This is a genomic window from Ochrobactrum sp. BTU2 (assembly GCF_024539785.1).
In the GTDB taxonomy this organism is placed as follows: Bacteria; Pseudomonadota; Alphaproteobacteria; order Rhizobiales; family Rhizobiaceae; genus Brucella; species Brucella anthropi.
Genome location: NZ_JAHWRG010000002.1, coordinates 424,573 through 449,912, shown reverse-complemented (window position 1 = coordinate 449,912; position 25,340 = coordinate 424,573). Strand labels below are relative to the sequence as shown.

Below are 25,340 nucleotides of genomic sequence, written 5' to 3'. Positions count from 1 at the left end.
AGGAAATGAGTTATCTGCGGCGGGTGGATACTGACATTATTCCGAATTTTCATTTCAGGGAAACGGCAGTATCCGTGATCGGTTCCCTGAATGTCGACCGCATTTGGCCAAAATGCGACGGCGCAATGTGCTGATATTCAAACCGTTTGAATCGCAACGCACAATTCTTTCCGCCCATTAATGTTGCGTTATGGAACACCCCGTTTCCTGCAACCCTAACATATTGAAAATAAAAATAATACTACCGCAGGTAACGTGTCAGAAAATTTCAGCGCGGCCCCACCACGCCCGTCGATAGAGAAAAGCCCGACAGGTCTGCGGGAATCACCGCGCATCTGCCGGGCCTCATATTTCACTTCACCGGAAAGTGACGATCAGGAACCTGTTCCGGAACCGGTTTCACTGGCAGGAAAAAGCTTCCAGTAACGCGGTCGAAAGGCGATGCGACTCTTTTCCGCGGCCGGATGTTCGGCTGGAATTTCGATCTCCACCCGCTCACGTGCGCCGCCTACTTCCAGTTCGACACGCCGCTTGCCGCCCGAGCGACGGCTCGCCACCACCGTGCCTGCGATACAGCCGCCGCAACCGTCCAGCAATTCAACATCGTGCGGACGGAAGAAGAGCTGCGCGTCACCATCCGCCACATCCTGGGCTGTCAGGCCGATATTGCGATCCACCAGCCAGATCTCGCCCTTTTCGACCCGCACCGGAAGCGTGCTGGACTCGCCGATGAAGCCATAGACGCCGGGGGAATTCGGATTGTCATAGACTTCGTCGGGCGTACCGACCTGCTCGATACGCCCCTGGCTCATCACCACCACGCGGTCGGCGAGCTCCAGCGCCTCGTCCTGATCGTGGGTCACGAAAACGGTCGTATGGCCGGTCTTGTCGTGAATCTCGCGCAGCCAACGGCGCAGTTCCTTGCGCACCAGCGCATCAAGCGCGCCAAACGGTTCATCGAGAAGCAGGACTTTCGGTTCAATCGCCATGGCGCGGGCAAGCGCCACGCGCTGGCGCTGACCACCGGAAAGCTGCGCCGGATAGCGCTTCTCCAGTCCCTGTAGCTGGACGAGATCGAGCAATTCCAGCGCGCGGTTGCGAATATCGTCACTCGACGGACGTGTCGCGCTTGGACGCACCTTCAGACCGAAGCCGATATTGTCCGCCACCGTCATATGACGGAACAACGCATAATGCTGAAAGACGAAGCCGACATTGCGCTCCTGAACGCTCTTCTGCGAGGCGTCTTCGTCGCCGAAGAAGATGGTACCTTCGGTCGGCGTTTCCAGCCCGGCAATCAGGCGCAAAAGCGTGGTCTTGCCCGAACCGGAAGGTCCCAGCAAAGCGATCAACTCGCCGGAACGAATATCCAGCGAGACATTATGCAACGCCGGGAAGCGAGCGAACTCCTTACGCACACCGGCAACACGAACTTCCATTCCCAATCCTTCCGTCTGCCATAGCAGGACTATGCTTTATTTCTGCCGCCGAGCGGCTAATTGCCAGTTTGGGTGTCAGTGCCCGTTTCCACTGCCAGCCAGTTCATCGCCATAGCGCAGTTCCAGCGCCGTCTTGATTGCAAGCGTCAACAACGCCAGGAAAGCCAGCAGCGACGCCACCGCAAATGCACCGACGAAGTTATATTCGTTGTAGAGGATTTCCACATGCAGCGGCATCGTATTGGTGAGACCGCGAATATGTCCAGAGACAACGGAAACAGCGCCGAACTCGCCCATTGCACGGGCATTGCAGAGCAGCACACCGTAAAGCAGCCCCCATTTGATATTGGGCAGCGTCACATAGCGGAACGTCTGCCAGCCATTGGCGCCGAGCGAAATTGCCGCCTCTTCATCGCCGGTTCCCTGTTCCTGCATCAGCGGGATCAGTTCGCGCGCGACAAAGGGAAACGTGACGAACACCGTCGCCAGCACGATGCCCGGAACGGCGAACAATATCTCGATGCCGTGCCGTGACAGCCACGGCCCAAGCAGGCTGTGACTTGAGAAAAGCAGTACGAAAACAAGACCGGAAATGACCGGCGACACGGAAAACGGCAGATCGATCAGCGTCGTCAGCAGCGCCTTGCCCTTGAACTCGAACTTCGCGATTGCCCAAGCAGCTGCAATGCCGAAGACCAGATTGAGCGGCACGGCAATGGCCGCCACCATGAGGGTGAGCCTTATCGCAGCCCAGGCATCCGGCTCGACCAGTGCCGCCAGATATTCGCCTGCCCCCTTGCGGAAGGCTTCCACGAAAACCGCTATCACCGGCAGGATGAGGAACAGGGCCAGAAATGCCAGCGCCAGAGCGATCAGCGTGATGCGCGTCGCCGGGCTTTCCGTGACAGCGCTTCGGCTGTTGCGAGGAGCGGCAGAGACAGGTTCATTCGCCATGACCATATTTCCTCCGTGTCCACGACTGGATGAGATTGATGAAAAGCAACATCGCAAAGGAAAGCGCCAGCATCACCGTGGCGAGCGCCGTCGCCCCGGCATAATCATATTCCTCCAGCTTGATCACGATCAGAAGCGGCGCGATTTCCGAGACATAAGGCGTATTGCCCGCAATGAAGATCACCGAGCCATATTCGCCGACGCCGCGTGCGAAGGCGAGCGCGAAGCCGGTCAGGATGGCGGGTTGCAGGCTCGGCAGCAGCACCCGCCAGATGGTCTGAAACCGGGATGCGCCAAGCGTTGCCGCCGCCTCTTCGACCTCGCGGCTGATTTCCTCCATGATCGGCTGGACCGTGCGCACCACGAACGGCAGACCGATGAAGATCAGCGCAATGATAATGCCCGCCCGCGAAAAGGCGATGCGAATGCCGAACGGAGCCAGCAGGCTGCCTATCCAGCCATTCGGCGCATAGATCGCGGCCAGCGCAATACCGGCCACTGCCGTCGGCAGCGCAAAGGGAATATCGACGATGGCATCAACGAAGCGGCGCCCCGGAAAGCGATAACGCACCAGAACCCAGGCGAGGATGACGCCGAAGACCACATTGACCAGCGCCGCGATGAAGGCGGTGCCGAAGCTCGTTTCAAGCGCTTTCAATGTGCGCTCGTCGGTGACGAGGCGCCAGAAGCCGGAAAACCCGACTTCGGTGGAACGCAGCACCAATGCCGCAAGCGGAATGAGAATGAGAAGGGTCAGATAGGCAACACTGAAGCCGAACGTCAGCCCGAAACCGGGAATGACGCTCGGCTTTCTGAAGTGCGACCCTGCTCTGGCCCGTGCAGGGAGCGAAGACATGCGTTGGTTTGTTCCCTCTTCAGTACTTATTGTTACTGATTGCTCTCGAACTCCGGATTATTTTCCCGGCTTGTAGAGCTGGTCGAACGTTCCTCCATCGCCAAAATGATAGGGCTGTGCCTTGGCCCATCCACCGAAAATCGGATCATCGATCGTCACCAGCGTCAAGTCCGGAAACTTGCGCTGCTTGTCGGCAGGGATGATGTCAGGCTTCGACGGACGGTAGAAATGTTTGGCGGCAAGCGCCTGACCTTCCGGCGAATACAGATATTCAAGATAGGCCTGCGCCAGCTTGGTGGTGCCGTTTTCCTCGGCATTCTTGTCCACCACCGCGACCGGTGGTTCAGCCAGAATGGATTGCGGCGGAACGACGATGTCGAATGCATCCTCGCCAAATTCAGCCACCGAGAGATAGGCTTCGTTTTCCCAGGCAAGCAACACATCGCCGAGCTGACGCTGCACGAAAGTGGTTGTCGAGCCACGCGCACCAGTATCGAGCACAGGCACATGGCGGAACAGTTCACCGATGTAATCCTTGATCTTCTGCTCGTCGCCACCGTATTGCTTGTAGGCCCAGGCCCATGCGGCGAGATAGTTCCAGCGGGCACCGCCAGAGGTCTTCGGGTTCGGCGTGATGACCTCGACGCCGTCCTTCACCAGATCGCCCCAGTCCTTGATGCCCTTCGGATTGCCCTTGCGCACAAGGAAGACGATGGTTGACGTATAGGGAGCCGAATTGTTGGGCAGGCGCTTGCGCCAGTCCTTGTCGATCTTGCCTGAAAGTGCGGCAATAGCATCGATATCGCTTTCAAGCGCCAGCGTCACCACATCGGCCTTGATGCCATCGATCACCGAGCGCGCCTGCTTGCCCGACCCGCCATGGGAAGCGCGAATGGTGACGGTTTCGCCGGTTTCTGCCTTCCAGTGGGCGGCAAAAGCGGCGTTGTAATCCTTGTAAAGTTCACGCGTCGGATCGTAGGACACGTTCAGAAGTGTCTGATCGGCAAAGCTTGCCTGAACCGTTCCGGTCAGCGAAGCCGCAGCCACCAATGCTGCCAAAGTGAGCGAGAATCTCGATATCTTCATGACCGCCTCCATGTTTCACTGGCCAAGACAGTATCAGAGCTCTTTGAAGACAGGATGCCACAAGCCGGTCGTTATTTGAAACGACTTCGAAAAATCTACTCATTTTGTCGGAGAATTCGGAGATAATTTTTCCACCGGCGTGTCGAAACACGCCGGTGATAGTATCATTAACTCATTGAGCCGACACCGGTCCGGCAGCCGGTGAAGTTTGGGTGGGGAGGCTGCTCGTGGCCTGCCCCAGTTGGAGCGGAGGCTGCTTCGGCTCATTCCAGCCCATGAAGTTGTAGAGCGTATAGCGCCAGACTCCGATCTCCTCGTGAAGCGCCAGATCGGTCATGAGGAAAGACAGGCCCGGCGAAGACATGTTGGTATGCGACCCGGTCAGATAACCGGCCGCAACCGGCTCAGGCTTCACACCAAAATGTGCCAGATAAAGAAGATCGCGCTTCATCATCGGCGCAGCCTGTAGCAGAACAACTTTCGCCGGTCTGATCTCGCGCAGGATTGCTGCCACATTCCTGGAGTTCTGCCAGCTGTTGCGGCTTTTCTCGTCAAGCAGGACGGAAGCGGGATCGACACCGGCCTTTTCCAGCTGCGTGGCGATTGATGCGGCTTCGGAAACACCCGTTCCGGCTACATCGGCGCCGCTGGCGATGAACTTGCAGCGAAAACCCTTCTCGACACATTGTCGGTTCATGGCGACCGCCGCCAAAATCGGCCCGTAGGAGAAGGCAAGTGGTTCGACCACCTTCTGACCGTCGCCATCGACTGTCTGGGTTCCCATACCGAAGACGATGAAGGCAGTATTGTCTTCAAGCTGCGTCTGCAATTGCGATGAATAGGCCGATTGCAGGCGGCTCATCAGCGTGTCGGGAAGAATTGCCGAAGCAATTGCACCGTAAAAGATGGCCGCAAGGCCGATCAGAACGATTCCGGTCTTACGCCAATTGAAAAAATGAAGGAGCAATCCGGCAACAACAAAAACCACGATCAGATTGAGCATCATATGGGATCACCGGGCTTCAGTATAAATTTCTAAATCAAGCTCACCCGATATAAGTGCCTGCTATGAGTACGAACAATCCCAATAATTTCAGATACAATCTTTCCAACCTCGGAAGTGAGGCCCAGACTGGGGTTGCGGGGGGCAAGTATTCATCCGGGCCTCCGCCAATCTCGCGATCGGCAGGCTGATAACGGGCGAAACCTGTTTCGGTTGCAGGAAATCGGTCGCAGGCTGATTATTTTTGCTGTCGGGTTGCAACTTTACCGCGCGATATGATCGCTCTTGAACCGGGCCGCCGAAGAGTTATTTTCCCTGTATCGATTGGCTGACCAGAGGATTTTTCACCATGGCATATGGCAAGCGTTCCATTTGCACCCTTTTCGCGGTTATAGCAGGCCCGGCAATGCTCTTCGCGCCTTCTGTTTCGGCGCAGGCTCAGGATGCAAACCCCATCGAGCGGGTCGATTACATCTGCGAACGTGGGGTCGTCGTGCCTGTTACCTATATCCGCAATGGCAGCGCACCCGGCTTTGCGGTTCTCGATGCGGAAGGCAAGATGATCGCGCTGCAATGGCATGACAGTCTCAAGAAATATGTCGCCATCGATGAGCAGGACAGCTACCGCTGGAGCGACAAGGACGGTCAGGCTGTGCTGAGCCATCTCGAAGCCGATCACACCGCCAAGGAAGTGACGCTGCTGTCAGCCTGCCGTTCGGACGACTCGGAAGAATAGACGACCCTGTTATGGGACGAGGTAGTGCTTGTCCCACTGGTTCTGGGGCACTTCATCGCCGATATCGTAGCGAAACGAAACGATATTGATATGTTCCTCATCCGTCTTGCAGACAAAGGACAGCTTGTACCAGTGCTCGCGGCTGCGGAAGGCAGCGCCATCGGCCTCGATCGAATTCTTCGTGGTCACGGGATCGGAGAAGGCATAGGCCAGAACCTTGTCGACCGAAAACTTCTGTTCCCGCGTGATGCGTTCCATTGCTTCCACGTCGCAACGTTGCTCAAGGCGGGTTGCCGGATCGAGCTTCTCGAGCTGGGCCTTTTCGGAAGCATTCATTGCAAAAGACGGAGAAACCGCCGGGCCGAACGAGAGGAGACCAACAACAGCGGACGCAGGCAACACAAGGGATTTGAATTTCATCGGACTTTCGGGAACTCCTCGGTACTCACATTATCGGCGGCGATAATAAGCATGATTTGCGGCAATGTGCGGATCATCACCGGAAAGTTATCGAAGGCCACCCGTAAAAACCGCCATCCCCAAAATTCGTCCGCTCTGTGAACTATCCGTCGCTGTTCGGGTTCAACCCTTCCACATAGGTGCGGTTGCGTCCTTCTTTCTTGGCGGCGTAGAGGATTTTGTCGGCCTTATCGACCGCCTGCCAGAAATCACCCTGCTCCGGCAGACGGACACAGCCTATGCTGCATGTGACGCTGGCTTCCTTTGCGAGGCGCTGGAACCGGTGCCTCTCGATGTTCTGCCGCACGCCTTCCATAAGCTGGAAGACATTATCGGCATGCATGTCGTCGACACAGATCACGAACTCCTCCCCGCCAGTACGCGCAATCAGTGGCCGTTCGCCGATGAGTTTGCGCAGGATTCCAGCGAATTCCTTCAAAACCGCGTCGCCCGCCGCATGGCCATAGGCATCATTCAGCGCCTTGAAGTAATCGATATCGCAAACGGCAACCCAGCCGGGCACGCCCTTTTTCGTCTGTGAAAGCGCATCGTAGCGCATTTCCAGTCCGCGCCGGTTGAGGAGCCCGGTCAAGGGATCGCTGTCACGTTCATGCGACAGTTCGCCGATACGGTCGTAACCGGCAGCGGCCAGCAAGGCGAAGCCGGTGACAACCGCTGCGATAGCGGTAGAAAACACCGTCCATTGCCAGAAAACAGTCGTTGCGAAATCGTCGCCATCGACATCGCCGAGCAGGGAGCGGGCGGTCAGAAGCGTGCGCGGCACGAATTGCAATGCCACCAGAACGAGCATGACCAGCAGCAGCTTGTCCACCAGCGGCCCCTTGAACAGCCGCCGCGCCTGCCATGCGAAAGAAAGGATCAACGTGGCCATGCCCAGATTGAGCACATAGACCCGCGACAGAAGATCGGGCTCAATATAGCAATAATACCAGACACCGCCGACGATGAGGGCAAAGCTCAATATGTAGAAGGCAGATGTAAGCCGCAGCCCGCTTCGCTGCAAAATGCCATAGCCGCCAACCAGCGTGCCTCCGACATAAAATGCGGCGGAAAGCACCGTGTTCAGATTGTCGTCCGAAGGGAAATCACCAAGCTGGACCAGCATTGCGAGGCCGATCAGCAGGAAACAAGCGCCGCAGGACACCAGAAACTGGCGACCGCGATCGGAAAGCCACGCCGAGAAAAAGGCGAACGCGAACAGCAGCAAAACGGCGGGAAGTACAAATTTCATATAAATCGGACGCGCAAATTACAATTTCTGGGAGAAGTCTTATTGCGCCCTCTCAAGAAAATTACAATTGAGTAAATTAAAACCTCCGCGTGAACCAGCCATGCGTGGAGGACAAACCTGCTGCGCCAAACATCGCCATCCGCTATGCTTTCGCTCTTGATTTCGGCGGGCTGTCCGTGTTTGTAACCTGCAAACACTGCTGTGATATCCGCCACGCAGTCCCGTCGCGAAAGGAAGAGACATGAAGCCCGTTTTCCTGCAACTGCAGTGCGCCCCCGGCAAGACCTACGAAGTTGCCGATACGCTCTTTCAGCGCGAAATCGTCTCCGAGCTTTATTCCACCAGCGGCGAATTCGACCTTCTGGCCAAGATCTACATTGCCGAGGATCAGGATATCGGCAAGTTCATCAACGAGAATGTTCTCAACATTCCCAACATCATCCGTTCACTGACGACGCTGACCTTCACCGCCTTCTGACATCGCGGCCTCCAAAACCGGTAAAGGTTTGATTCACCATTAACGAATTATCATGCCGGCGAAGGGAACCTCTGCTTGCGCTCGCGCATTTCTTGCGTGAAGGGCTTACCTCAAAAAGGGAGGCAGCGAGACAAGTGATGAACGATCTTGGACAGCGGCGGGTATTGGTGGTGGAAGACGAGATTTTCGTCGCCCTCGATGTCGCCGCGACTGTCGAGGATGCGAACGGAACCGTTCTCGGTCCGGTCGGCACCGTCCGGCAAGCAATAGATATCATCAATCGCAATGAAGTTGATGCCGCCATTCTCGATGTAAACCTCGCCGATGGCGATGTGGAAGCCGTGCTGGACCGGTTGAAGAGCCGTGATGTCTTCGTGGTCATCCATACCGGCGGTGGCCTTCCCGCGCGTCTTGCGGCACGTTATCCCGGAATACCGGTCTTTCAGAAGCCTGTGCTGCCATCCCGGCTGACGCGCGCTCTGGCTTCCGCCTTTTCGTCGCATAGGGTGCAGCAAGCCTGATGCTGCGGAACCGCCCGGATTTCGCAACGGTTCTGAAGGAAGTCGAGGCTGACGCAAGCCCCGAGGAAAACACCCGCCCGCCGCAATTCGGGTTTGCTTCCGCCGTCTTTTCCGTGGGTTTCGGCGATACGCCAGCAACACCCCGCCAGCCGGACAATCTTGAAAGCCTGTTCGATATTGAGAGCGTGCCGGAGGCTGCGCCCGAGCCTGAACAGGAAAGACAGGCGATAGAAGCGCGGATGCAGAAGCAGTCGCCGGATGCAATCCGCCAGGAGCTGGGCCTGCATTCCGGCCTGAAACGCTCCGAACTGCAACGGCGGCGGCGCAGCTTTGCCGCCAGCAATCATCCGGACCGCCTGCCGGAAGAGTTTCGCCTTGCCGCGGAACAGCGGATGAAAACGGCGAATGCCCTGCTGGATGCCGCCATGGCTGACGCACCATCTTAAGGCTGAGCAACTTCCTTACGTTTTCAGAGCAATATCTTTTGCATTATAACAATAACGTGCTAGATTGCCGTGTCTGTGCCTGCGAAAGCTGTCGCACGCCGGAACCCTTTCCGTTGTCCGCAAGTCTGCGAATGGTTCAGCCCCGACAGTATGGGGCAATTTGCGCTTTGCTCAGCGGGAACGGTTCTGTCATATCGACGTTACACATTGGAATAGTTCCTAAAAGGTTTGAAAATGCCTCCTTATCGTTCGCGTACAACCACCCACGGTCGCAACATGGCCGGCGCGCGCGGCCTATGGCGCGCCACCGGCATGAAGGATGAGGATTTCGGCAAGCCGATTATTGCCGTGGTGAACTCGTTCACCCAGTTCGTGCCCGGCCACGTGCACCTGAAGGACCTCGGCCAGCTCGTTGCGCGCGAAATTGAAAGCGCTGGCGGCGTGGCAAAAGAATTCAACACCATTGCGGTCGATGACGGCATCGCCATGGGTCACGACGGCATGCTCTATTCGCTGCCGTCGCGTGAACTCATCGCCGACTCGGTCGAATATATGGTCAATGCCCATTGCGCCGATGCGATGGTCTGCATTTCCAACTGCGACAAGATCACTCCCGGTATGCTGATGGCCGCTCTGCGCCTCAATATCCCGGTCGTGTTCGTTTCCGGCGGTCCGATGGAAGCAGGCAAGGTCGTCTGGGACGATCAGGTCAAGAAGCTCGACCTCGTCGATGCGATGGTTGCAGCTGCCGACGACAGCTACACCGACGATCAGGTCAAGGCGATTGAGCGTTCAGCCTGCCCGACCTGCGGTTCGTGCTCAGGCATGTTCACCGCGAATTCGATGAACTGCCTCACCGAAGCGCTCGGCCTGTCGCTGCCGGGCAACGGCTCCACGCTCGCAACCCATGCCGACCGCAAGCGCCTGTTCGTGGAAGCCGGTCATCTGGTTGTCGATCTTGCCCGCCGTTATTACGAGCAGGACGACGAAAGCGTGCTGCCGCGCTCGATTGCGAGCTTCCCGGCTTTTGAAAACGCCATGACGCTCGACATCGCCATGGGCGGTTCGACCAATACGGTTCTGCATCTGCTTGCAGCTGCACAGGAAGCCGAGATCGATTTCACCATGGCCGACATCGACCGTCTGTCGCGTCGCGTGCCGGTGCTCTGCAAGGTCGCGCCTGCCAACAATACGGTTCACATGGAAGATGTGCACCGCGCAGGCGGCATCATGGGCATTCTTGGCCAGCTCGACAAAGCGGGCCTCATCAATACCGATCTGCCGACCGTACACAGCGAAACGGTTGCCAAGGCGCTCGATCATTGGGACGTGACCCGCACCAACAGCGACATGGTGCACAAGTTCTATTCGGCTGCACCCGGCGGCGTGCCGACACAGGTTGCCTTCTCTCAGGAACGCCGCTTCGACAGCGTCGATACCGACCGTGAAAAGGGCGTCATCCGCTCCAAGGAACACGCCTTCAGTCAAGATGGCGGTCTGGCCGTGCTTTACGGCAATCTGGCCGAAGACGGCTGCATCGTGAAGACAGCAGGCGTGGACGATTCCATCCTGAAGTTCTCCGGCCCTGCCCGCATCTTCGAAAGTCAGGATACCGCAGTACTCGGCATTCTGAACGGCAAGATCAAGGCTGGCGACATTGTACTGATCCGCTATGAAGGCCCGCGCGGCGGCCCCGGCATGCAGGAAATGCTCTACCCGACCAGTTACCTCAAGTCGAAGGGTCTGGGTAAGGCTTGCGCGCTGATCACCGACGGACGTTTCTCGGGCGGCTCTTCAGGCCTCTCGATTGGTCACGTTTCGCCGGAAGCAGCCGAAGGCGGCACCATTGGTCTGGTGCGCGAAGGCGATATCATTGATATCGACATTCCAAACCGCAAGATCCATCTGGCTGTTGATGATGCAACGCTGGCAGAACGCCGCGCCGAGCAGGAAGAAACGGGCTGGAAGCCAGCGGAAACACGCAAGCGCAAGATTTCCACTGCCTTGAAGGCTTATGCTTCGATGGCAACCAGTGCCGCCAAGGGCGCGGTGCGGAAACTGCCGGATTGATTGTTACGTGATTTAGCACTGCCCTATTAAGGGCAGTGCTATTTAACCTTTAAATTTCTTATTGAAGTTTTCTATATTGATAGTTTCAGCATTATTTTTTTTAAACCAATCTATCAGATCTTTATAATCATCGCCCCATTGCGAAGCTCCGTAGTTTCTAGAGCATGACGGTATATGGTTTTCTGTTGCCAATCTTTTTTTAATGAAATTGAAAATTATGCCAGTATTAAGACGCCAACGCTTCTCAAAATCCCGGTCAGAATCCACACCAATCGCTAAAAGCGGCCTGAAAACATAGTTCTGATAAACTATACCTAATTGCGCTTCAATTTTATCTACATCTCGAGAAACTAATTTCGATACTTTCTCAGCAAGTGAATCGATATCTCTATCGGAAACAACACCTATCCATGATAATATGTCCTTAATATTTTCAGTACTCTTCAAAGATTTATTAAAATCAGAGGAAGCTGATGACTTTACTTCGCAGATGATAATATCATTGTGCTTCTCTTTTAGGCTTAGAAAGTCACACCCACTATCCCCTACATGGCTTTGCGAATGATGAGCACCTTTAAAAGCTAGCCAGTCTACTTCCCCGCGCACAGTTCCGCTTTTAGGCGAGTGGATAATATATTTTGACAAAAAATAACCATTTAGCCGCAAATATAAACCTACTAGCTTTTCAAGTGGCTCCATGTCGTATTTACCCAATTAGTCGTGTTTATTTTATAAGTGGCATCAGATCATTCTTCACAGATTCTGGCGTAAACGGCCCGACATGCTTGTAGACAATCTTACCATCCGGACCGACGAGGAAGGTTTCCGGCACGCCGTAGACGCCCCATTCGATGGCTGAGCGTCCGGCGCGGTCGGCACCGACGGCTGCAAACGGGTTGCCTAGATCGCCCAAGAAGCGGCGCGCATTTTCCGGCTGGTCCTTGTAATTGAGGCCAACCACGCGGATGCGCTCGTCCTTGGCGATTTCCATCAGGAGCGGATGCTCCTGACGGCAGGGAACGCACCACGATCCCCAGACATTCACCAGTGTCAGCTTGCCCTTAAACTCTTCGCTGTTGAGGCCGGGCACAGGCACGCCATCGCGCACCAGCCCCTCGACGGGCGGCAGGTTCGTCTGCGGTGCCTGCTTGCCGATCAAAGCGGAAGGGATCGTCGTATTGTCCTTGCCCGACAGAAGCTGGACCGCAAACACCGCCGCCAGTCCGACGAAAATCGCCAGCGGCAGCAGGGCAACCCATGTGGAGCGCTTTTTCGGCGCGGCTGGCTTCTCGCTCGTTTCGGTCATTGTGCTTTACCGGAGGCTTTTGCAGAACGGCGGCGCACGCCCTGCGCCTCAAGCTGCTTCAGTTCGTTTTTCTGGATACGCTGATCGATCAATATCCAGCCAATGGTGACGGCGAGTGCCGCGACCGTGATGCCATATGAGGCGAGAACATAGCCAAGATGGTTCATACTGCACCCTCCTGCGCTTTGCGATTGCGGTCGGCATTCCGTGCGGCAAGCTTCTTCATCGACGCGACGCGGCGACGCCAGATTTCATTGCGCATAGCCATCATGTGCAGGGTGAAAAACAGAAGCGAGAAGCCGATAGCCATCACGAAAAGCGGGCGCAACATGGAGCCGTCGATGGTCGGGCCATCCATGCGGAACACCGAGGCTGGCTGGTGCAGCGTGTTCCACCAGTCGACCGAGAATTTGATGATCGGAATATTGATGAAGCCGACCAGCGTGAGCACGGCCACAGGTTTGGCGCTTTTCGCCGGATCGTCCATGGCGCGCGACAGCGCAATAATGCCGAGATACATCAGGAACAGCACGAAAACCGAAGTCAGCCGCGCATCCCACACCCACCATGTGCCCCACATCGGCTTGCCCCAGAGCGAACCAGTGGCAAGCGCAAGCGCGGTGAAGACGGCACCGAGCGGAGCGGCTGCGCGGATCGAGACATCGGCCAGCGGATGCCGCCAGACCAGCGTGCCCAGCGCCGAAACAGCCATGATCGAATAGCACATCATGGAAAGCCATGCGAAAGGCACATGGATATACATGATGCGAACCGTCATGCCCTGCTGGTAGTCTTCCGGCGACAGGAAAAAGACCATATAGAGGCCAGCCGCCAGAAACAGCACCGAAAGCACGGCCAGCCATGGCAACACCTTGCCTGAAAAGGCAAGGAAGCGCGTGGGATTGGCCAGATCGAGCCAGCTCGTGGTTTTAACGGCGTCTTTGGTCATGTCTTTTTCCATGGCCTATACTTACCTTCCACCCCCGTGCCGTTCAATTGACCGTAATCAACTGCGTCAATCCGCCGAACTTGATCGATTCTGATCGTAGCGGGATCAGAAAACAGTCCAGTGGACTGTTTTCCCCGCGAAGGCGGTTCCCACTTTTCGGGATCATGTTCAATCCGCCGAACTTTTCAGTGCCGCGCTCGCGGCCAGAGGCCCGAGGACGGCAAAGAACAGGGTGAGTGCTGCAAGAATAAGGAATGGCGCCAGAAAGGGCGCGTTGTCTACTGTCGCTCCATGCGAAGCTGATACACCGAAAATGAGCACCGGAATGGTGAGCGGCAGAACGATCACCGACACCAGCAACCCGCCACGCGGCAGCGCCACGGCAAGGGCTGCACCCACAGCGCCAATGAAGGCGATGGCGGGCGTTCCCACCAGAAGCGTCAGCGATGTTGCGCCGATTGCCGAGGCATCCATATTCATGAACAGACCGAGCATCGGCGATGCGATCACCAGCGGCAGCACGCTTGCCACCCAATGGGCCACGCATTTCACAAAAACCGTGAAAGCCAGCATGTGACTGTCCGCGCCGATCAGCAGCAGGTCGAGCGAACCGTCCTCCCGGTCGGCCTGAAACAGCCGGTCGAGCCCCAGCAGCGTTGCCAGCAACGCGCCGATCCACAGCATGGCAGGACCGATGCGTGCGAGAAGATTGAGGTCAGGCCCGACGCCGAAGGGCATCACCGAAATCACGGCCAGAAAGAATAGGATTCCGATCAGCGCGCCACCACCGGCGCGGAAACTGAGGCGCAAATCTCTCAGGAAAAGCGCCAGCATCAGGCAGCCTCGACTGAACAGGCGGCCATGTCGAGTGCGCTGACACCTTCAAGGCCAAGAGGAATATGCGTTGCAGCGACGATCATGCCGCCGTCCCGCATATGTCCGCGCATCAGCTCGGCGAAGCGGGCTTCGGACGCCTTATCGAGACCGGCGGTCGGTTCATCGACGATCCAGAGCGGACGATGGCTGACCAGAAGCCTGGCGATGGAAACACGGCGCTTCTGCCCCGTCGACAGATAGCCGAAAGGCAGATGCTCCACGCCGGGCAGATCGACGGCTTCCAGCGCCTCATCGATCTCCGTTTGCGCAGCACCATTGAACTTCTGCCAGAAGGACAGGTTTTCACGCACGCTGAGCGCCGGTTTCATCGCGTTCTGATGGCCGAGATAATGGCAGGCGGCGCGCACCGGAAAAACTGTGCCATCCTCGCGAAGCTCAACCTTGCCCGCTTCGGGCTGAAGCAGGCCGCTGATGATTCGCAGCAGCGTGGACTTGCCCGAGCCATTCGGTCCGGTCACCACCAGCGCCTCGCCTTCACCGAGAGCAAAAGACAGGCCAGCGAAAATCGTTTCCCCGCCTCTCTCGCCCGCCAGATTTTCGGCTTCAAGCCGCATTTTATACCCTCTAAGCCCCGATGGATAATTGCCAGACCAATAGAACCGGAACCCCGGAAGGTCTACGGAAAGGCATCGCAACATTTCGCCGCAAGGGGCCGAATTCACGATATTCTGTCTGGAATCGTTTTAGAAAACTCTCTATATGAGGGCTACCACGCCAGCGGTCGGCGTGGAAACCATTTTTGGCCGATCTCAACCTGTTGCCCTCAAGGACGCAGGCATCGGGACGGACAGCGGAAATGACTGCACCCGCACCTTGGCGCGTCCTTGAAACGCAGCAGAGGCGTTCGTCCTGGTTTTCCGGCCAGTAGCATGAAGGACGAACGCAGTGTCGCACATCGACAGCTTTAAATGCCGCAAAACCCTTACCGTAGGTGGTAAGGATTATGTTTATTACAGCCTGACCGAAGCCGAAAAGAACGGTCTCGAAGGCGTTTCCAAGCTTCCATTCTCCATGAAGGTTCTGCTCGAGAACCTGCTCCGCTTCGAGGACGACCGCTCCGTCAAGAAGTCGGACATCGAAGCTGTTGCCAAGTGGTTGAACGACCGCGGTTCCGCAGGCGCAGAAATCGCCTACCGCCCGGCCCGCGTGCTGATGCAGGACTTCACCGGCGTTCCTGCCGTCGTTGACCTTGCAGCCATGCGCGACGGCCTCAAGGCTCTTGGCGGCGATCCGGAAAAGATCAACCCGCTCGTTCCCGTCGATCTCGTCATCGACCACTCGGTCATCGTCGACGAATTCGGCAATCCAAGCGCATTCAAGGCCAATGTGGACCTCGAATATCAGCGCAACGGCGAACGCTACCGCTTCCTGAAGTGGGGCCAGCAGGCATTCAAGAACTTCCGCGTCGTTCCTCCGGGCACCGGCATCTGCCATCAGGTGAACCTCGAATATCTGGCCCAGGCTGTCTGGACCAAGGAAGAAGACGGCGAAACCGTTGCCTACCCTGACACCTGCGTCGGCACCGACAGCCACACCACCATGGTCAACGGCCTTGGCGTTCTGGGTTGGGGTGTTGGCGGCATCGAAGCTGAAGCTGCCATGCTCGGCCAGCCGGTTTCCATGCTTCTGCCGGAAGTCGTTGGCTTCCGTCTGACCGGCAAGATCAAGGAAGGCGTGACCGCGACCGACCTCGTTCTCACCGTCACGCAGATGCTGCGCAAGAAGGGCGTTGTCGGCAAGTTCGTCGAGTTCTTCGGCGAAGGCCTCGAAAACATGACGCTGGCCGACCGCGCAACCATCGCCAATATGGGTCCGGAATATGGCGCGACCTGTGGTTTCTTCCCGGTTGACCGCGAAACGCTCAACTACATGAACACCACCGGCCGCGACGAGCATCGCATCGAACTCGTCGAAGCTTATTGCCGTGCACAGGGCATGTGGCGCGACAAGGGTGCAGCCGATCCGGTCTTCACCGACATTCTCGAACTTGACATGAGCGACGTGGTTCCGTCGATGGCCGGCCCGAAGCGTCCGGAAGGCCGCATCGCGCTGGAAAACATCGCTTCCGGTTTCGCCACCTCGCTCGAAAACGAGTACAAGAAGACCACCGGCCAGACCGCGCGTTATGCCGTTGAAGGCGAAGACTATGATCTCGGCCATGGCGATGTGGCGATTGCCGCCATCACGTCGTGCACCAACACCTCGAACCCGAGCGTGCTGATCGCCGCCGGCCTTCTGGCCCGCAACGCCGTTGCCAAGGGCCTCAAGACCAAGCCTTGGGTCAAGACTTCTCTGGCTCCCGGCTCTCAGGTCGTTGCCGCCTATCTCGAATCCGCTGGCCTCCAGAAGGATCTCGATGCGCTCGGCTTCAACCTCGTCGGCTTCGGCTGCACGACCTGCATCGGCAATTCCGGTCCGCTGCCTGCTCCGATCTCCAAGACGATCAACGAAAAGGGCCTGATCGCGGCTGCCGTTCTTTCCGGCAACCGTAACTTCGAAGGCCGCGTTTCGCCGGACGTTCAGGCAAACTACCTTGCTTCGCCGCCGCTCGTCGTCGCCCACGCTCTTGCCGGTACAGTCACCAAGGACCTGACCAAGGAGCCGCTCGGCGAAGATCAGAACGGAAATCCGGTGTTCCTCCGCGACATCTGGCCTTCCTCTCAGGAAATCCAGGAGTTCATCGCCAAGAACGTGACCCGCAAGATCTTCTCGGAAAAGTATGCGGACGTCTTCAAGGGCGACGAAAACTGGCAGGCCGTTCAGGTGCCCGCAGGCCAGACCTATGCATGGGACGACAACTCGACCTATGTGCAGAACCCGCCTTACTTCGTTGGCATGGGCAAATCGGCCGGTACGATCGGCGACGTCAAGGGTGCCCGCATTCTGGGTCTCTTCGGCGACAAGATCACGACCGACCACATTTCGCCTGCCGGTTCGATCAAGGCACAGTCGCCAGCTGGCAAGTATCTCATCGACCATGGCGTCGGCATTGCCGACTTCAACCAGTACGGCACGCGTCGCGGCAACCATGAAGTGATGATGCGCGGCACCTTCGCAAACATCCGCATTCGCAACCACATGCTGGGCGAAAACGGACGAGAAGGTGGCTACACCATCCACTACCCGTCGAAGGAAGAAACCTCGATCTATGATGCTGCCATGCAGTACAAGGCCGAGGGCGTTCCGCTCGTCGTCTTCGCAGGCGTCGAATATGGCAACGGTTCTTCGCGTGACTGGGCTGCCAAGGGCACCAACCTGCTCGGCGTCAAGGCCGTGATCGCGCAGTCCTTCGAGCGTATCCACCGCTCCAACCTCGTCGGCATGGGCATTGTGCCTTTCGTCTTTGAGGAAGGCACCAGCTGGCAGACACTGGGCCTCAAGGGCGACGAAATGGTCACCATCGAAGGTCTTGCAGATGTACGTCCGCGCCAGAAGGTCGACGCTTCGATCACTTTTGCCGATGGCACGGTGAAGAAGGTTCCGCTCATCTGCCGCATCGATACGCTGGACGAGCTCGACTACATGAAGAACGGCGGCATTTTGCAGACCGTTCTGCGCGATCTCGCTGCTTAATCAGCACGCGCTTGAAATTCAGAAGCCGCCGGAGAAATCCGGCGGCTTTTTTATTTTAGATTAGACATGGAGCCTATCGGCCTGATCGGATCATTTCTCTGATTTTTACCGCTTTTTCAAAGTGATCGAGGGTATGGGTCTTGATCCACCACTCGGCAGCTTCCATGAGCAATTCAGGCTCCGTGTTCTTGTTGGCAAAGAACGCATAGAACGAGATACCGACCGTATCGCCCTTTTTCGCTATCTTCTCATCGCAAATGGCGATGGCTTTTTCTCTCAAGCTCGATCTCATGTTCAGCCAGTCTCGTTCTCGCACAATCTGTTGTGGGCTATTTTGGTGATATTCGCCCTTAAGGGTGAGATATGGGAATCGTAACGCCTGCGAATCTCACCGCAACGTGAATTCCTATTGATTGCAGGACTTCTTACATAATAGATGTCAGCGACAATTATTGCAGGATGAAACGAAGTGATACTCCACGCCCCCTTCTATGGGACAGGTTCATGGCTTACCGGCGAGCATTTGCCCGGCTGGCGTAGCATCTGTGCCGTTCTGGGGCTGGCATTCACCGGCTGCATCTCCATGCAGGGGCCGGCCAAGGCACAAGACAGTGGCAAGAAGACCGCCGTTCTGGAGCTCTACACCAGCCAGGGCTGCAAGTCCTGCCCCAAGGCTGACCAGAATTTCGCGAAATATGCCGACGATCCCAATGTTCTGGCGCTGTCGTTCCATGTCAATTACTGGGATTATATGGGATGGCGCGACACGCTTGCCACCCAGGAAAACACCGACCGGCAGAACGCCTATCGCAACTCCTTCAATGCGCGCATGATCTATACGCCGCAAGCCATCATCAATGGTACGACGGAAGTGAACGGTCGCGACAGTGAAGCCGTTCAGGCGCAGATTGCGGCCAACAAGCTGGATGTGCCGGTTTCGATCACACAGCTTGATGATGGGCGCCTGTCCATCGATATCGGTGCAGGCAAGAAGCCGGAAGCGCCGGTGCATGTCGTGCTGTTCTATTTCCGCGATTCCGTGACCATTCCGATCACCGAAGGTGAAAATGCCGGTGAGGCTGTCACCTATCGCAACACTGTCCGCGATACCAATACGATCGGCATGTGGGACGGCAAGCCGCTGAAGATCGAAATCCCGGCGTCGGAACTGAAACGCAAGGATGTTTCAGGCTGTGCGGTGGTGCTGCAGGAAACGCGCGATGACAATTCGCTCGGCCCTATCCATGGCGCGGCCATGTTCAAGCAGAAGAAGCCGATCGGCCTTTGAGCTTTCTGCGATCCTCATCGCTCTTGCGCGATTTACAGCAAGAAATGCGTTTCGATCAGATCGAACAGATTCTCATTTTGGGCTGATGTAGCGTCGGGCATCTGGGTGCGTGTTGCAACTTGGTTCAGCGGGGCTGGAAAAGGTTGGTTCGGCTCGGGCAGTCCTTTGGGCGGGGGGCTTGGGGTCGGACATACCCGAACCGAACCGTCTCAGGCAACGTGTAGATGCTGAAGCCATAATCAGGCTGGAATGCGAAGCTGACAAGGCGAAAATGTGGCCGACAATCACCATTCCAAACAGGCATTCTCTTTTCGTGAATAACTAATATAGAGCCCATAATCCCTATTTATTGGGGCTTTCCCCGCCAGATAATTGGCGATGAAAACCGGCCTGCAAAAGCCTCCCCTTGAAATTGCTTCACAAAAGCATCACCCTGTTGTCATGCGCCGGTTCGGTTCGCTTCGTCGCCATTGCCGAATATCCAAACCGGTTGCGCGCAGTTTGTTCTTGATCCCGCCCGGTCTTCGGTCCGGCTCTGCAAAAGGCTGAAAGGAACGACATGAATACGTCAAGCGTGGCGAATGAGGATTTGTCATCCCCTTCTCCCTCGTCTGCTTCGCCAAAGGTCGTTCCTATCGACCGTGTGCGACCGGCTCCCATCAGTTTCAACCGGCATGAACTTGCCAAAATCCTGAACATTTATGGCCGCATGGTTGCCTCCGGCACGTGGCGTGATTACGCCATTGATCATCTGGCTGACCGTGCGGTGTTTTCCATCTTTCGCCGCGCAAGCGAAGTACCGCTCTTCCGCATCGAGAAGAATCCGAAGCTGGCGCAGAAACAGGGCGCTTATTCGGTCATCGCTGCAAGCGGGCTTATCATGAAGCGCGGCCATGAGCTGGAACGCGTGCTGCGCGTGTTCGACAAGAGCCTCAAGCTCGTCGAAAGCTGATTTCGGCAGCGACTACAGGATCATGAAAGTGGCGGCGTTCCCGGCTCGATTGAACGCCCGCCGTTGAGCGGTAGCTGCATCAACACCGTATCCAGCCAGCGTCCATGCTTGAAGCCGGAGCCCTCGATACGTCCGCAATGGGTGAAGCCAAGGCTCTCATGCAGCTTGACCGAGCCGATATTGTGTTCGCCATCGCCGATGACCGCCAGCAATTGCCGGAACCCCAATGCAGCAATACGGTCGATGAGTTCCCGCAGCAAAAGCTTGCCGATACCCTTTCCCTTCGCATCCGGGGCGATATAGATCGAATCCTCCGCAAGCCAGCGGTAGGCTGGTCTGACGCGGAAATAACTCGCATAGGCATAGCCCAGAACCCGGCCATCCTCCTCCGCGACGAGGATCGGAAAGCCCTGCTCCACGAATGCCTCAAAACGCTTCACCATTTCGTCCATTGTCGGCGGCTCGATCTCATAGGAGCCCGCGCCGGTCAGTACGGCTTCCGTATAGATGGTGGTAATCGTTTCAATATCGGCAGGCTGGAAATCACGAATGACGGGCATGGGAGGAACCGGAGTAAAGTGTTTTGATAAGGCTTCTACCATGCATCAGTAATCATATGGACAAAAGCAAAAAGGGCAGCGTTTCCGCTGCCCTTTTGTTCAATCACTCTTCAGTCGACTATTCGCGGTTGCCCATGAACTGCAGCAGGAAGGTGAACATGTTGATGAAGTCGAGATAGAGACGCAGCGCGCCCATTACGACCTTGCGGCCATGCGCATCCGAAGAATCGCCTTCGTAGTACATTTCCTTGATCGACTGCGTGTCGTAGGCGGTGAGGCCTGCGAAGATCAGAACGCCGATCACCGAGATCGCGAACTGCAGCGCGGTGGAGCCGAGGAAGATGTTGACGACCGATGCCAGGATCAGGCCGAACAGGCCCATGATCAGGAACGAGCCCATGGCGGACAGGTCGCGCTTGGTCGTGTAACCGTAGAGCGACAGCGCGCCAAAGGAAGCAGCCGTCACGAAGAAGGTGCGAACGATGCTCTGGCCGGTGAAGACCAGGAAGATCGACGACAGCGACAGACCGACGAGAGCTGCATAGCCCCAGAAGACGGCGTTAGCGGTCGAGACCGAAAGACGTTCGATGCGGAAGCTCAGGAAAAACACTGCCGCAAGCGGCGCAAGCATCACGACCCAGCGAAGCGGAGACGTGTAGAGCGCCACACCGAGACCGGTGAGCATCTTGCCGTTGGCGAGCTGGGCGACGGCTGCGGACGGGTCCGTGGTCGTTGCGAGTGCTGCAACGGCAAATGCGGCAAGGCCGGTAACGGCCAAGCCGATAGCCATCATGTTATAGACGCCAAGCATATAGCTGCGCAGGCCCTGATCGATGCCTGCATCAGCGCGAGCGCCGCCTACCGGCCTCTGCTGCGCCTGAATATTGCGAAAGTCAGCCATGACTTAAATCCTCTTGCCATGTCCCGTCCGGTGTCGGGGGCGCTCAAAAGGTCGAGCCGCCGCCAGGCGCCGCTGGCGGGACCCCAGCATGCCTGCCTGACATTATGGGGATTTCGGCCTTCGCGTACAAGTACCACCTGTAAAAAAACGTGATGCAGCAGCCTGGAAGTGTAAACGCTTTCTCCATACGATCCAATGACTTACGTTTTTCTGCCCGTGACGATTACAAATCGTTCATATCGTCCTGAGTACCTGGGCAGGCTTTTGGCCGAGAACGCGCCATGTCCCGGCCAAGCCGAAACCGACAGTCAGCACCAGCGCGATGGCAACGGTCATCAGCGCGACATCAGGCAGGAAGCTCGCTTTCAGCTTCATGATTTCCACCACGACATACCAGCCAGCCACGCTGCCGGCGACAAGCGCAAAGAGCGCCGTTGCGAGTCCGAGCAGCATATATTCAAGCACATAGGCCGTGATCAGCGTGCCGCGCGTGGCGCCCAGCGTCTTCAGCACCACGGCATCGTGGACACGGGCGCGGTTGCCCGCAGCCAGCGCTCCGCCCAGCACCAGAACGGATGCAGCCAGCGCGATGGAAGCCGCAGCGCGAATGGCGGTTGCAAGCTGGCTGATCAGATCATTGGCGACATTGAGCGCATCGGTCACGCTGACCGTCGTAACGGCGGGCCATGTCTTGGTGACCTGCCGCAGCACATCAGGCGCAAGGTTCTTCTGGCTATCGGGAATGGTGAGCGTCGCCAGCCAAGTCGCAGGCGCACCGGCAAAGGTATTGGGCGAAAACACCATGACGAAATTCATCGCAAGCGTTTCCCACTGAACCTGACGGAAGCTTGCAATCTTCGCGGTGATGTTGCGGCCCAGCACATTGACCGTCACCGTGTCGCCGAGCTTCAGGCCCAGTTCCTTGCCCTCGCGCTCCGCGAAGGACACCAGTGGTTCGCCACTATAGTCGTTCGGCCACCATTCGCCTTCCGTCAGTGTCGAGTTTTCGGGGACCGTATCGGAAAAGGTAATGCCACGGTCGCCGCGCAGCACCCAGGCTGCTTCCGGCGGGATGGTCATGTCGCGCACATTGGTGCCGTTGAAGGCAACGATACGCCCGCGCAGCATCGGACCGGAGGTCAGCTTGCCATCGGGTACGATGCCGCTGACCAGCTTGGTGAAATCGCCGATATCGCGGTTCTGGATATCGACGAAGAAAAAGTCGGGCGCCTGTGCTGGAATGTTTTCCGTTACCTGGCGACGCAGATTGCCATCGATCAGCGCGATTGCCACCATCAGCGTCAGGCCAAGGCCCAGTGAAAGCACCACAGAGGGCGTGAGTGCGCCGGGTCGATGGATGTTGCCCACTGCAAGCCGGAGCGACGTCGAGCGCACGCGCGGAACCCGGCGGGCAAGCCAGCGGATGCCGTCGGCGACTAGCCGCAGCACGCCGAAAGCCGCAATGGCCGAAACGATGAAGATTGCGGCGATACGCCGGTCATAAGCAACGTAGAGCGCCAGACCGGCGAGTGCAGCAATCAGCAGAACCGCAAGGGTGAGATAGAGGAACGGTGGCAGGCCGCGCTGTTCAAAACCTTGTTCGCGGAAAAGCGCCGTCGCCGGAATATCGCGTGCGCGGCCCAGCGGAATAATCGCGAAGGCAAGCGTGGTGATGAGGCCGAAGACGGCAGCGAGCGCCAGAGCATCGGGAAAGAAACCGCCACCACCGGCGACCGGCAGATAATTGGCAAGCGCCATCGCGGCAGCAAACGGGATAATCGCCGCCAGTATCAGCCCGAGAACAATGCCTATGAAGCCGATCACCATAATCTGCACGAGATAAACCAACACCGCGAAGCGCGCTGGCGCGCCGAGCGACTTGAAGGTGGCGATCACGCCGCGCTTGCCGTCAAGATAGGCGCGCACCGCATTGGCGACGCCGACACCGCCGACGATCAGGGCTGTCAGGCCCACCAGTGTCAGGAATTGCGAGAAGCGCTCGATATTGGCGCTCAGCGCCGGAGCGGCATTGGTGCGGGAACGGATGTTCCAGCCTGCATCGGGGAAATCGGCAGCGGCCTGCCGCCTGACTTCGGCAATTGCTGCATCCGGCGCGCCGTCCGGAAGAGCAACCTTGTAGATATGATCGACAAGGCTTCCGGGCTGAATGAGACCGGAAGCACGCAGGCCATCCAGCGAAACCAGAAAGCGCGGCGCAAAATTGAAACCCGAAGAAAGCAGGTCCGGTTCGCTCTCGATCAGGCCACGCAATTCAAACACTTGCGAGCCGAGCAGCACTTTTGCGCCAAGCGAAAGGTCCATGCGATTGAGGAAATCCTGACTGACGGCCGCGCCATAGGTGCCGTCCTTCTCGCCGGTCATGTCAGCCAAAGATTGCTGCGGTTGAACCTTCAGTTCGCCATAAAGCGGATAGGCCGCGTCGACAGCCTTCACCTCGACCAGCGACTGGTCGGAACCATCGGGCATGCGCGCCATGGAGCGCATGGTGGCGCTTTCCGCCATTCTGCCCTGTTTTGCGATGAAGGCGCGTTCTTCCGCCGTTGTTTCCCGCTGATTGAGCGCGAAGCTGACATCACCGCCCAGAATGCTCTGGCCTTCCGACGCAATGCCGGTGCTGACCGAGCGCGCCACCGAGTTGACGCCGCCGATAGCGGCAACGCCAAGCGCGATACAGGCGAGGAAAATATAGAAACCGGACAGGCCACCGCGCATTTCACGCAGCGCAAAGCGGAGAGCAAGCGAGAACGACTTTGCTGCACTCATGCGCCAGCTGCCAGCGATTCGAGAACCGAGCCGCCCTGTGCAGGCTCTTCGATCCGGCCCGAGCGCACTGGAATTTCGATGTCGCAGCGCGCCGCAAGCGCCGGGTCATGCGTGACGAGCACCATGGTGAGGCCGTTTTCGCGCTGCTTGGCGAACAGAAGATCAGCAATCTGGCGCCCCGTCGTGGTATCGAGATTGCCGGTCGGCTCATCCGCGATCAGGATTTTCGGGCTTGGCGCAAGAGCACGGGCAATCGCAACGCGCTGCTGTTCACCGCCGGAAAGCTCCGATGGATAATGGGTGAGGCGCTCGCCAAGGCCGACAGCGCGCAATTCGCGTTCCGCCACCTCGAAAGCATCGCGACGCCCGGCCAGTTCCAATGGCACGGCGACATTTTCAAGCGCGGTCATGTTGGGAATGAGGTGGAAGGACTGGAACACGATGCCGATATTGGCGCCGCGGAAAGCGGCGGCCTGATCTTCGCTCATCTGGCTGATCGTCTCACCGGCAATCTTCACAGTTCCGTTATCAACATGCTCCAGACCGGCCAGAACCATCAGCAGCGTGGACTTGCCGGAACCGGACGGACCAACGATGCCAACCGACTGTCCCTGCGATATATGAAGGGAAACGCCCTTCAGCACATGCACCGATGAGGCGGCGTGACCAAGGGTTAGATGAACGTTCTCAAGTTCGATAATCGGGCCAACAACCTGTTCCGTCACGCGGTTTTTATCCTATATGAATCTTTAGAACCAAACAGCGCGCCACAAATTTGAACTTATGTTGCGCCAATTATTGAAGAGAAGTCCGGCGGGCCATTTGCCCAC

At 57.4% G+C, this 25,340-nt stretch carries 26 protein-coding genes; 8 read left to right on the top strand and 18 right to left on the bottom strand.

From position 1 onward, the window contains the following. Positions 1-374 precede the first annotated feature (374 nt). The 5 genes from KWJ32_RS06850 to KWJ32_RS06830 form a co-directional block, all read right to left on the bottom strand. Complete coding sequence (locus KWJ32_RS06850; protein WP_011982340.1) at positions 375-1,439, bottom strand: sulfate/molybdate ABC transporter ATP-binding protein; 1,065 nt, start codon at positions 1,437-1,439, stop codon at positions 375-377. Positions 1,440-1,514: 75 nt separating this feature from the next. Continuing rightward, the gene (cysW, locus tag KWJ32_RS06845; RefSeq protein WP_010657958.1) at positions 1,515-2,393 is read right to left on the bottom strand and encodes a sulfate ABC transporter permease subunit CysW; all 879 of its coding nucleotides are present in this window, start codon (positions 2,391-2,393) and stop codon (positions 1,515-1,517) included. Further along, positions 2,383-3,249, bottom strand: a complete 867-nt coding sequence (gene cysT, locus KWJ32_RS06840; protein ID WP_010657957.1) for a sulfate ABC transporter permease subunit CysT — start codon at positions 3,247-3,249, stop codon at positions 2,383-2,385. Before cysT ends, cysW begins: the two co-directional genes overlap by 11 nt. Positions 3,250-3,306: 57 nt before the next feature. Beyond that, on the bottom strand, positions 3,307-4,335 hold the full coding sequence (locus KWJ32_RS06835) for a sulfate ABC transporter substrate-binding protein (RefSeq protein WP_010657956.1): 1,029 nt from the start codon (positions 4,333-4,335) through the stop codon (positions 3,307-3,309). A gap of 172 nt (positions 4,336-4,507) precedes the next feature. Then, positions 4,508-5,341, bottom strand: coding sequence for a YdcF family protein (locus tag KWJ32_RS06830; protein ID WP_151609712.1), 834 nt, complete (start codon positions 5,339-5,341; stop codon positions 4,508-4,510). A 346-nt stretch (positions 5,342-5,687) separates the two neighbouring features. On the opposite strand from KWJ32_RS06830, the gene KWJ32_RS06825 reads away from it, so the two are divergent. After that, positions 5,688-6,074, top strand: a complete 387-nt coding sequence (locus tag KWJ32_RS06825) for a hypothetical protein (RefSeq protein WP_010657954.1) — start codon at positions 5,688-5,690, stop codon at positions 6,072-6,074. Between the two features lie 9 nt (positions 6,075-6,083). On the opposite strand, the gene KWJ32_RS06820 is transcribed toward KWJ32_RS06825, so the two are convergent. Continuing rightward, on the bottom strand, positions 6,084-6,410 hold the full coding sequence (locus KWJ32_RS06820; protein ID WP_226622520.1) for a DUF930 domain-containing protein: 327 nt from the start codon (positions 6,408-6,410) through the stop codon (positions 6,084-6,086). A 226-nt stretch (positions 6,411-6,636) separates the two neighbouring features. Continuing rightward, positions 6,637-7,785, bottom strand: coding sequence for a diguanylate cyclase (locus KWJ32_RS06815; RefSeq protein WP_011982336.1), 1,149 nt, complete (start codon positions 7,783-7,785; stop codon positions 6,637-6,639). Positions 7,786-8,026: 241 nt separating this feature from the next. Here KWJ32_RS06815 and KWJ32_RS06810 point away from each other — a divergent pair, with 241 nt between their 5' ends. The 4 genes from KWJ32_RS06810 (at position 8,027) to ilvD (ending at position 11,300) form a co-directional block, all read left to right on the top strand. Then, positions 8,027-8,263, top strand: a complete 237-nt coding sequence (locus KWJ32_RS06810; protein WP_010657951.1) for an Lrp/AsnC ligand binding domain-containing protein — start codon at positions 8,027-8,029, stop codon at positions 8,261-8,263. A 137-nt stretch (positions 8,264-8,400) separates the two neighbouring features. Then, positions 8,401-8,784, top strand: coding sequence for a response regulator (locus KWJ32_RS06805; RefSeq protein ID WP_011982335.1), 384 nt, complete (start codon positions 8,401-8,403; stop codon positions 8,782-8,784). Continuing rightward, entirely contained in the window at positions 8,784-9,230 is a 447-nt protein-coding gene (locus tag KWJ32_RS06800; RefSeq protein ID WP_151609710.1) for a hypothetical protein, read from the top strand. Before KWJ32_RS06805 ends, KWJ32_RS06800 begins: the two co-directional genes overlap by 1 nt. A 234-nt stretch (positions 9,231-9,464) precedes the next feature. Then, the gene (gene ilvD / locus KWJ32_RS06795) at positions 9,465-11,300 is read left to right on the top strand and encodes a dihydroxy-acid dehydratase (RefSeq protein ID WP_011982333.1); all 1,836 of its coding nucleotides are present in this window, start codon (positions 9,465-9,467) and stop codon (positions 11,298-11,300) included. A gap of 42 nt (positions 11,301-11,342) precedes the next feature. On the opposite strand, the gene KWJ32_RS06790 is transcribed toward ilvD, so the two are convergent. The 6 genes from KWJ32_RS06790 to ccmA all read right to left on the bottom strand — a co-directional run bounded on the left by KWJ32_RS06790 (position 11,343) and on the right by ccmA (position 15,006). Further along, positions 11,343-11,999, bottom strand: coding sequence for a hypothetical protein (locus KWJ32_RS06790; RefSeq protein ID WP_011982332.1), 657 nt, complete (start codon positions 11,997-11,999; stop codon positions 11,343-11,345). Positions 12,000-12,024: 25 nt separating this feature from the next. Beyond that, positions 12,025-12,606, bottom strand: coding sequence for a DsbE family thiol:disulfide interchange protein (locus KWJ32_RS06785; RefSeq protein WP_151609708.1), 582 nt, complete (start codon positions 12,604-12,606; stop codon positions 12,025-12,027). Next, on the bottom strand, positions 12,603-12,773 hold the full coding sequence (gene ccmD, locus KWJ32_RS06780) for a heme exporter protein CcmD (RefSeq protein WP_151609707.1): 171 nt from the start codon (positions 12,771-12,773) through the stop codon (positions 12,603-12,605). Before ccmD ends, KWJ32_RS06785 begins: the two co-directional genes overlap by 4 nt. Then, positions 12,770-13,555 (bottom strand): heme ABC transporter permease, encoded by a 786-nt coding sequence (locus KWJ32_RS06775; RefSeq protein WP_192799828.1) that lies wholly within the window; start codon positions 13,553-13,555, stop codon positions 12,770-12,772. Before KWJ32_RS06775 ends, ccmD begins: the two co-directional genes overlap by 4 nt. Before the next feature lie 168 nt (positions 13,556-13,723). Continuing rightward, positions 13,724-14,389, bottom strand: coding sequence for a heme exporter protein CcmB (gene ccmB, locus KWJ32_RS06770; protein WP_011982329.1), 666 nt, complete (start codon positions 14,387-14,389; stop codon positions 13,724-13,726). Further along, complete coding sequence (gene ccmA, locus KWJ32_RS06765) at positions 14,389-15,006, bottom strand: heme ABC exporter ATP-binding protein CcmA (protein WP_151609703.1); 618 nt, start codon at positions 15,004-15,006, stop codon at positions 14,389-14,391. Before ccmA ends, ccmB begins: the two co-directional genes overlap by 1 nt. Before the next feature lie 331 nt (positions 15,007-15,337). Here ccmA and acnA point away from each other — a divergent pair, with 331 nt between their 5' ends. After that, positions 15,338-18,025 (top strand): aconitate hydratase AcnA, encoded by a 2,688-nt coding sequence (acnA, locus tag KWJ32_RS06760; RefSeq protein WP_011982327.1) that lies wholly within the window; start codon positions 15,338-15,340, stop codon positions 18,023-18,025. Positions 18,026-18,098: 73 nt separating this feature from the next. Here the strand turns inward: acnA and KWJ32_RS06755 are convergent, their stop codons facing one another. Then, a complete protein-coding gene (locus tag KWJ32_RS06755; RefSeq protein WP_040129021.1) occupies positions 18,099-18,317 on the bottom strand; it encodes a DUF6500 family protein in 219 nt (72 codons plus the stop codon). Positions 18,318-18,578: 261 nt separating this feature from the next. Between KWJ32_RS06755 and KWJ32_RS06750 the strand changes: the two genes are divergently transcribed. Together KWJ32_RS06750 and KWJ32_RS06745 are read left to right on the top strand one after the other, a co-directional pair. Continuing rightward, a complete protein-coding gene (locus KWJ32_RS06750) occupies positions 18,579-19,313 on the top strand; it encodes a thioredoxin family protein (protein ID WP_029375846.1) in 735 nt (244 codons plus the stop codon). A gap of 559 nt (positions 19,314-19,872) precedes the next feature. Then, complete coding sequence (locus KWJ32_RS06745; protein WP_010657937.1) at positions 19,873-20,265, top strand: DUF2794 domain-containing protein; 393 nt, start codon at positions 19,873-19,875, stop codon at positions 20,263-20,265. Between the two features lie 20 nt (positions 20,266-20,285). Here KWJ32_RS06745 and KWJ32_RS06740 read toward each other — a convergent pair whose 3' ends face one another. From KWJ32_RS06740 to KWJ32_RS06725, 4 genes are all read right to left on the bottom strand, one after another. Continuing rightward, positions 20,286-20,825: a GNAT family N-acetyltransferase gene (locus KWJ32_RS06740; RefSeq protein WP_040129023.1), complete on the bottom strand. Its 540-nt coding sequence runs from the start codon at positions 20,823-20,825 to the stop codon at positions 20,286-20,288. Positions 20,826-20,943: 118 nt separating this feature from the next. Beyond that, positions 20,944-21,726 carry a Bax inhibitor-1/YccA family protein gene (locus tag KWJ32_RS06735; protein WP_011982324.1) on the bottom strand — a complete coding sequence of 261 codons (783 nt, stop codon included), beginning with the start codon at positions 21,724-21,726 and terminating at the stop codon, positions 20,944-20,946. A gap of 234 nt (positions 21,727-21,960) precedes the next feature. Further along, positions 21,961-24,510: an ABC transporter permease gene (locus tag KWJ32_RS06730; RefSeq protein ID WP_011982323.1), complete on the bottom strand. Its 2,550-nt coding sequence runs from the start codon at positions 24,508-24,510 to the stop codon at positions 21,961-21,963. Then, positions 24,507-25,235 carry an ABC transporter ATP-binding protein gene (locus tag KWJ32_RS06725; RefSeq protein ID WP_011982322.1) on the bottom strand — a complete coding sequence of 243 codons (729 nt, stop codon included), beginning with the start codon at positions 25,233-25,235 and terminating at the stop codon, positions 24,507-24,509. The genes KWJ32_RS06730 and KWJ32_RS06725 overlap by 4 nt, the downstream gene beginning before the upstream one ends. Positions 25,236-25,340 lie beyond the last annotated feature (105 nt).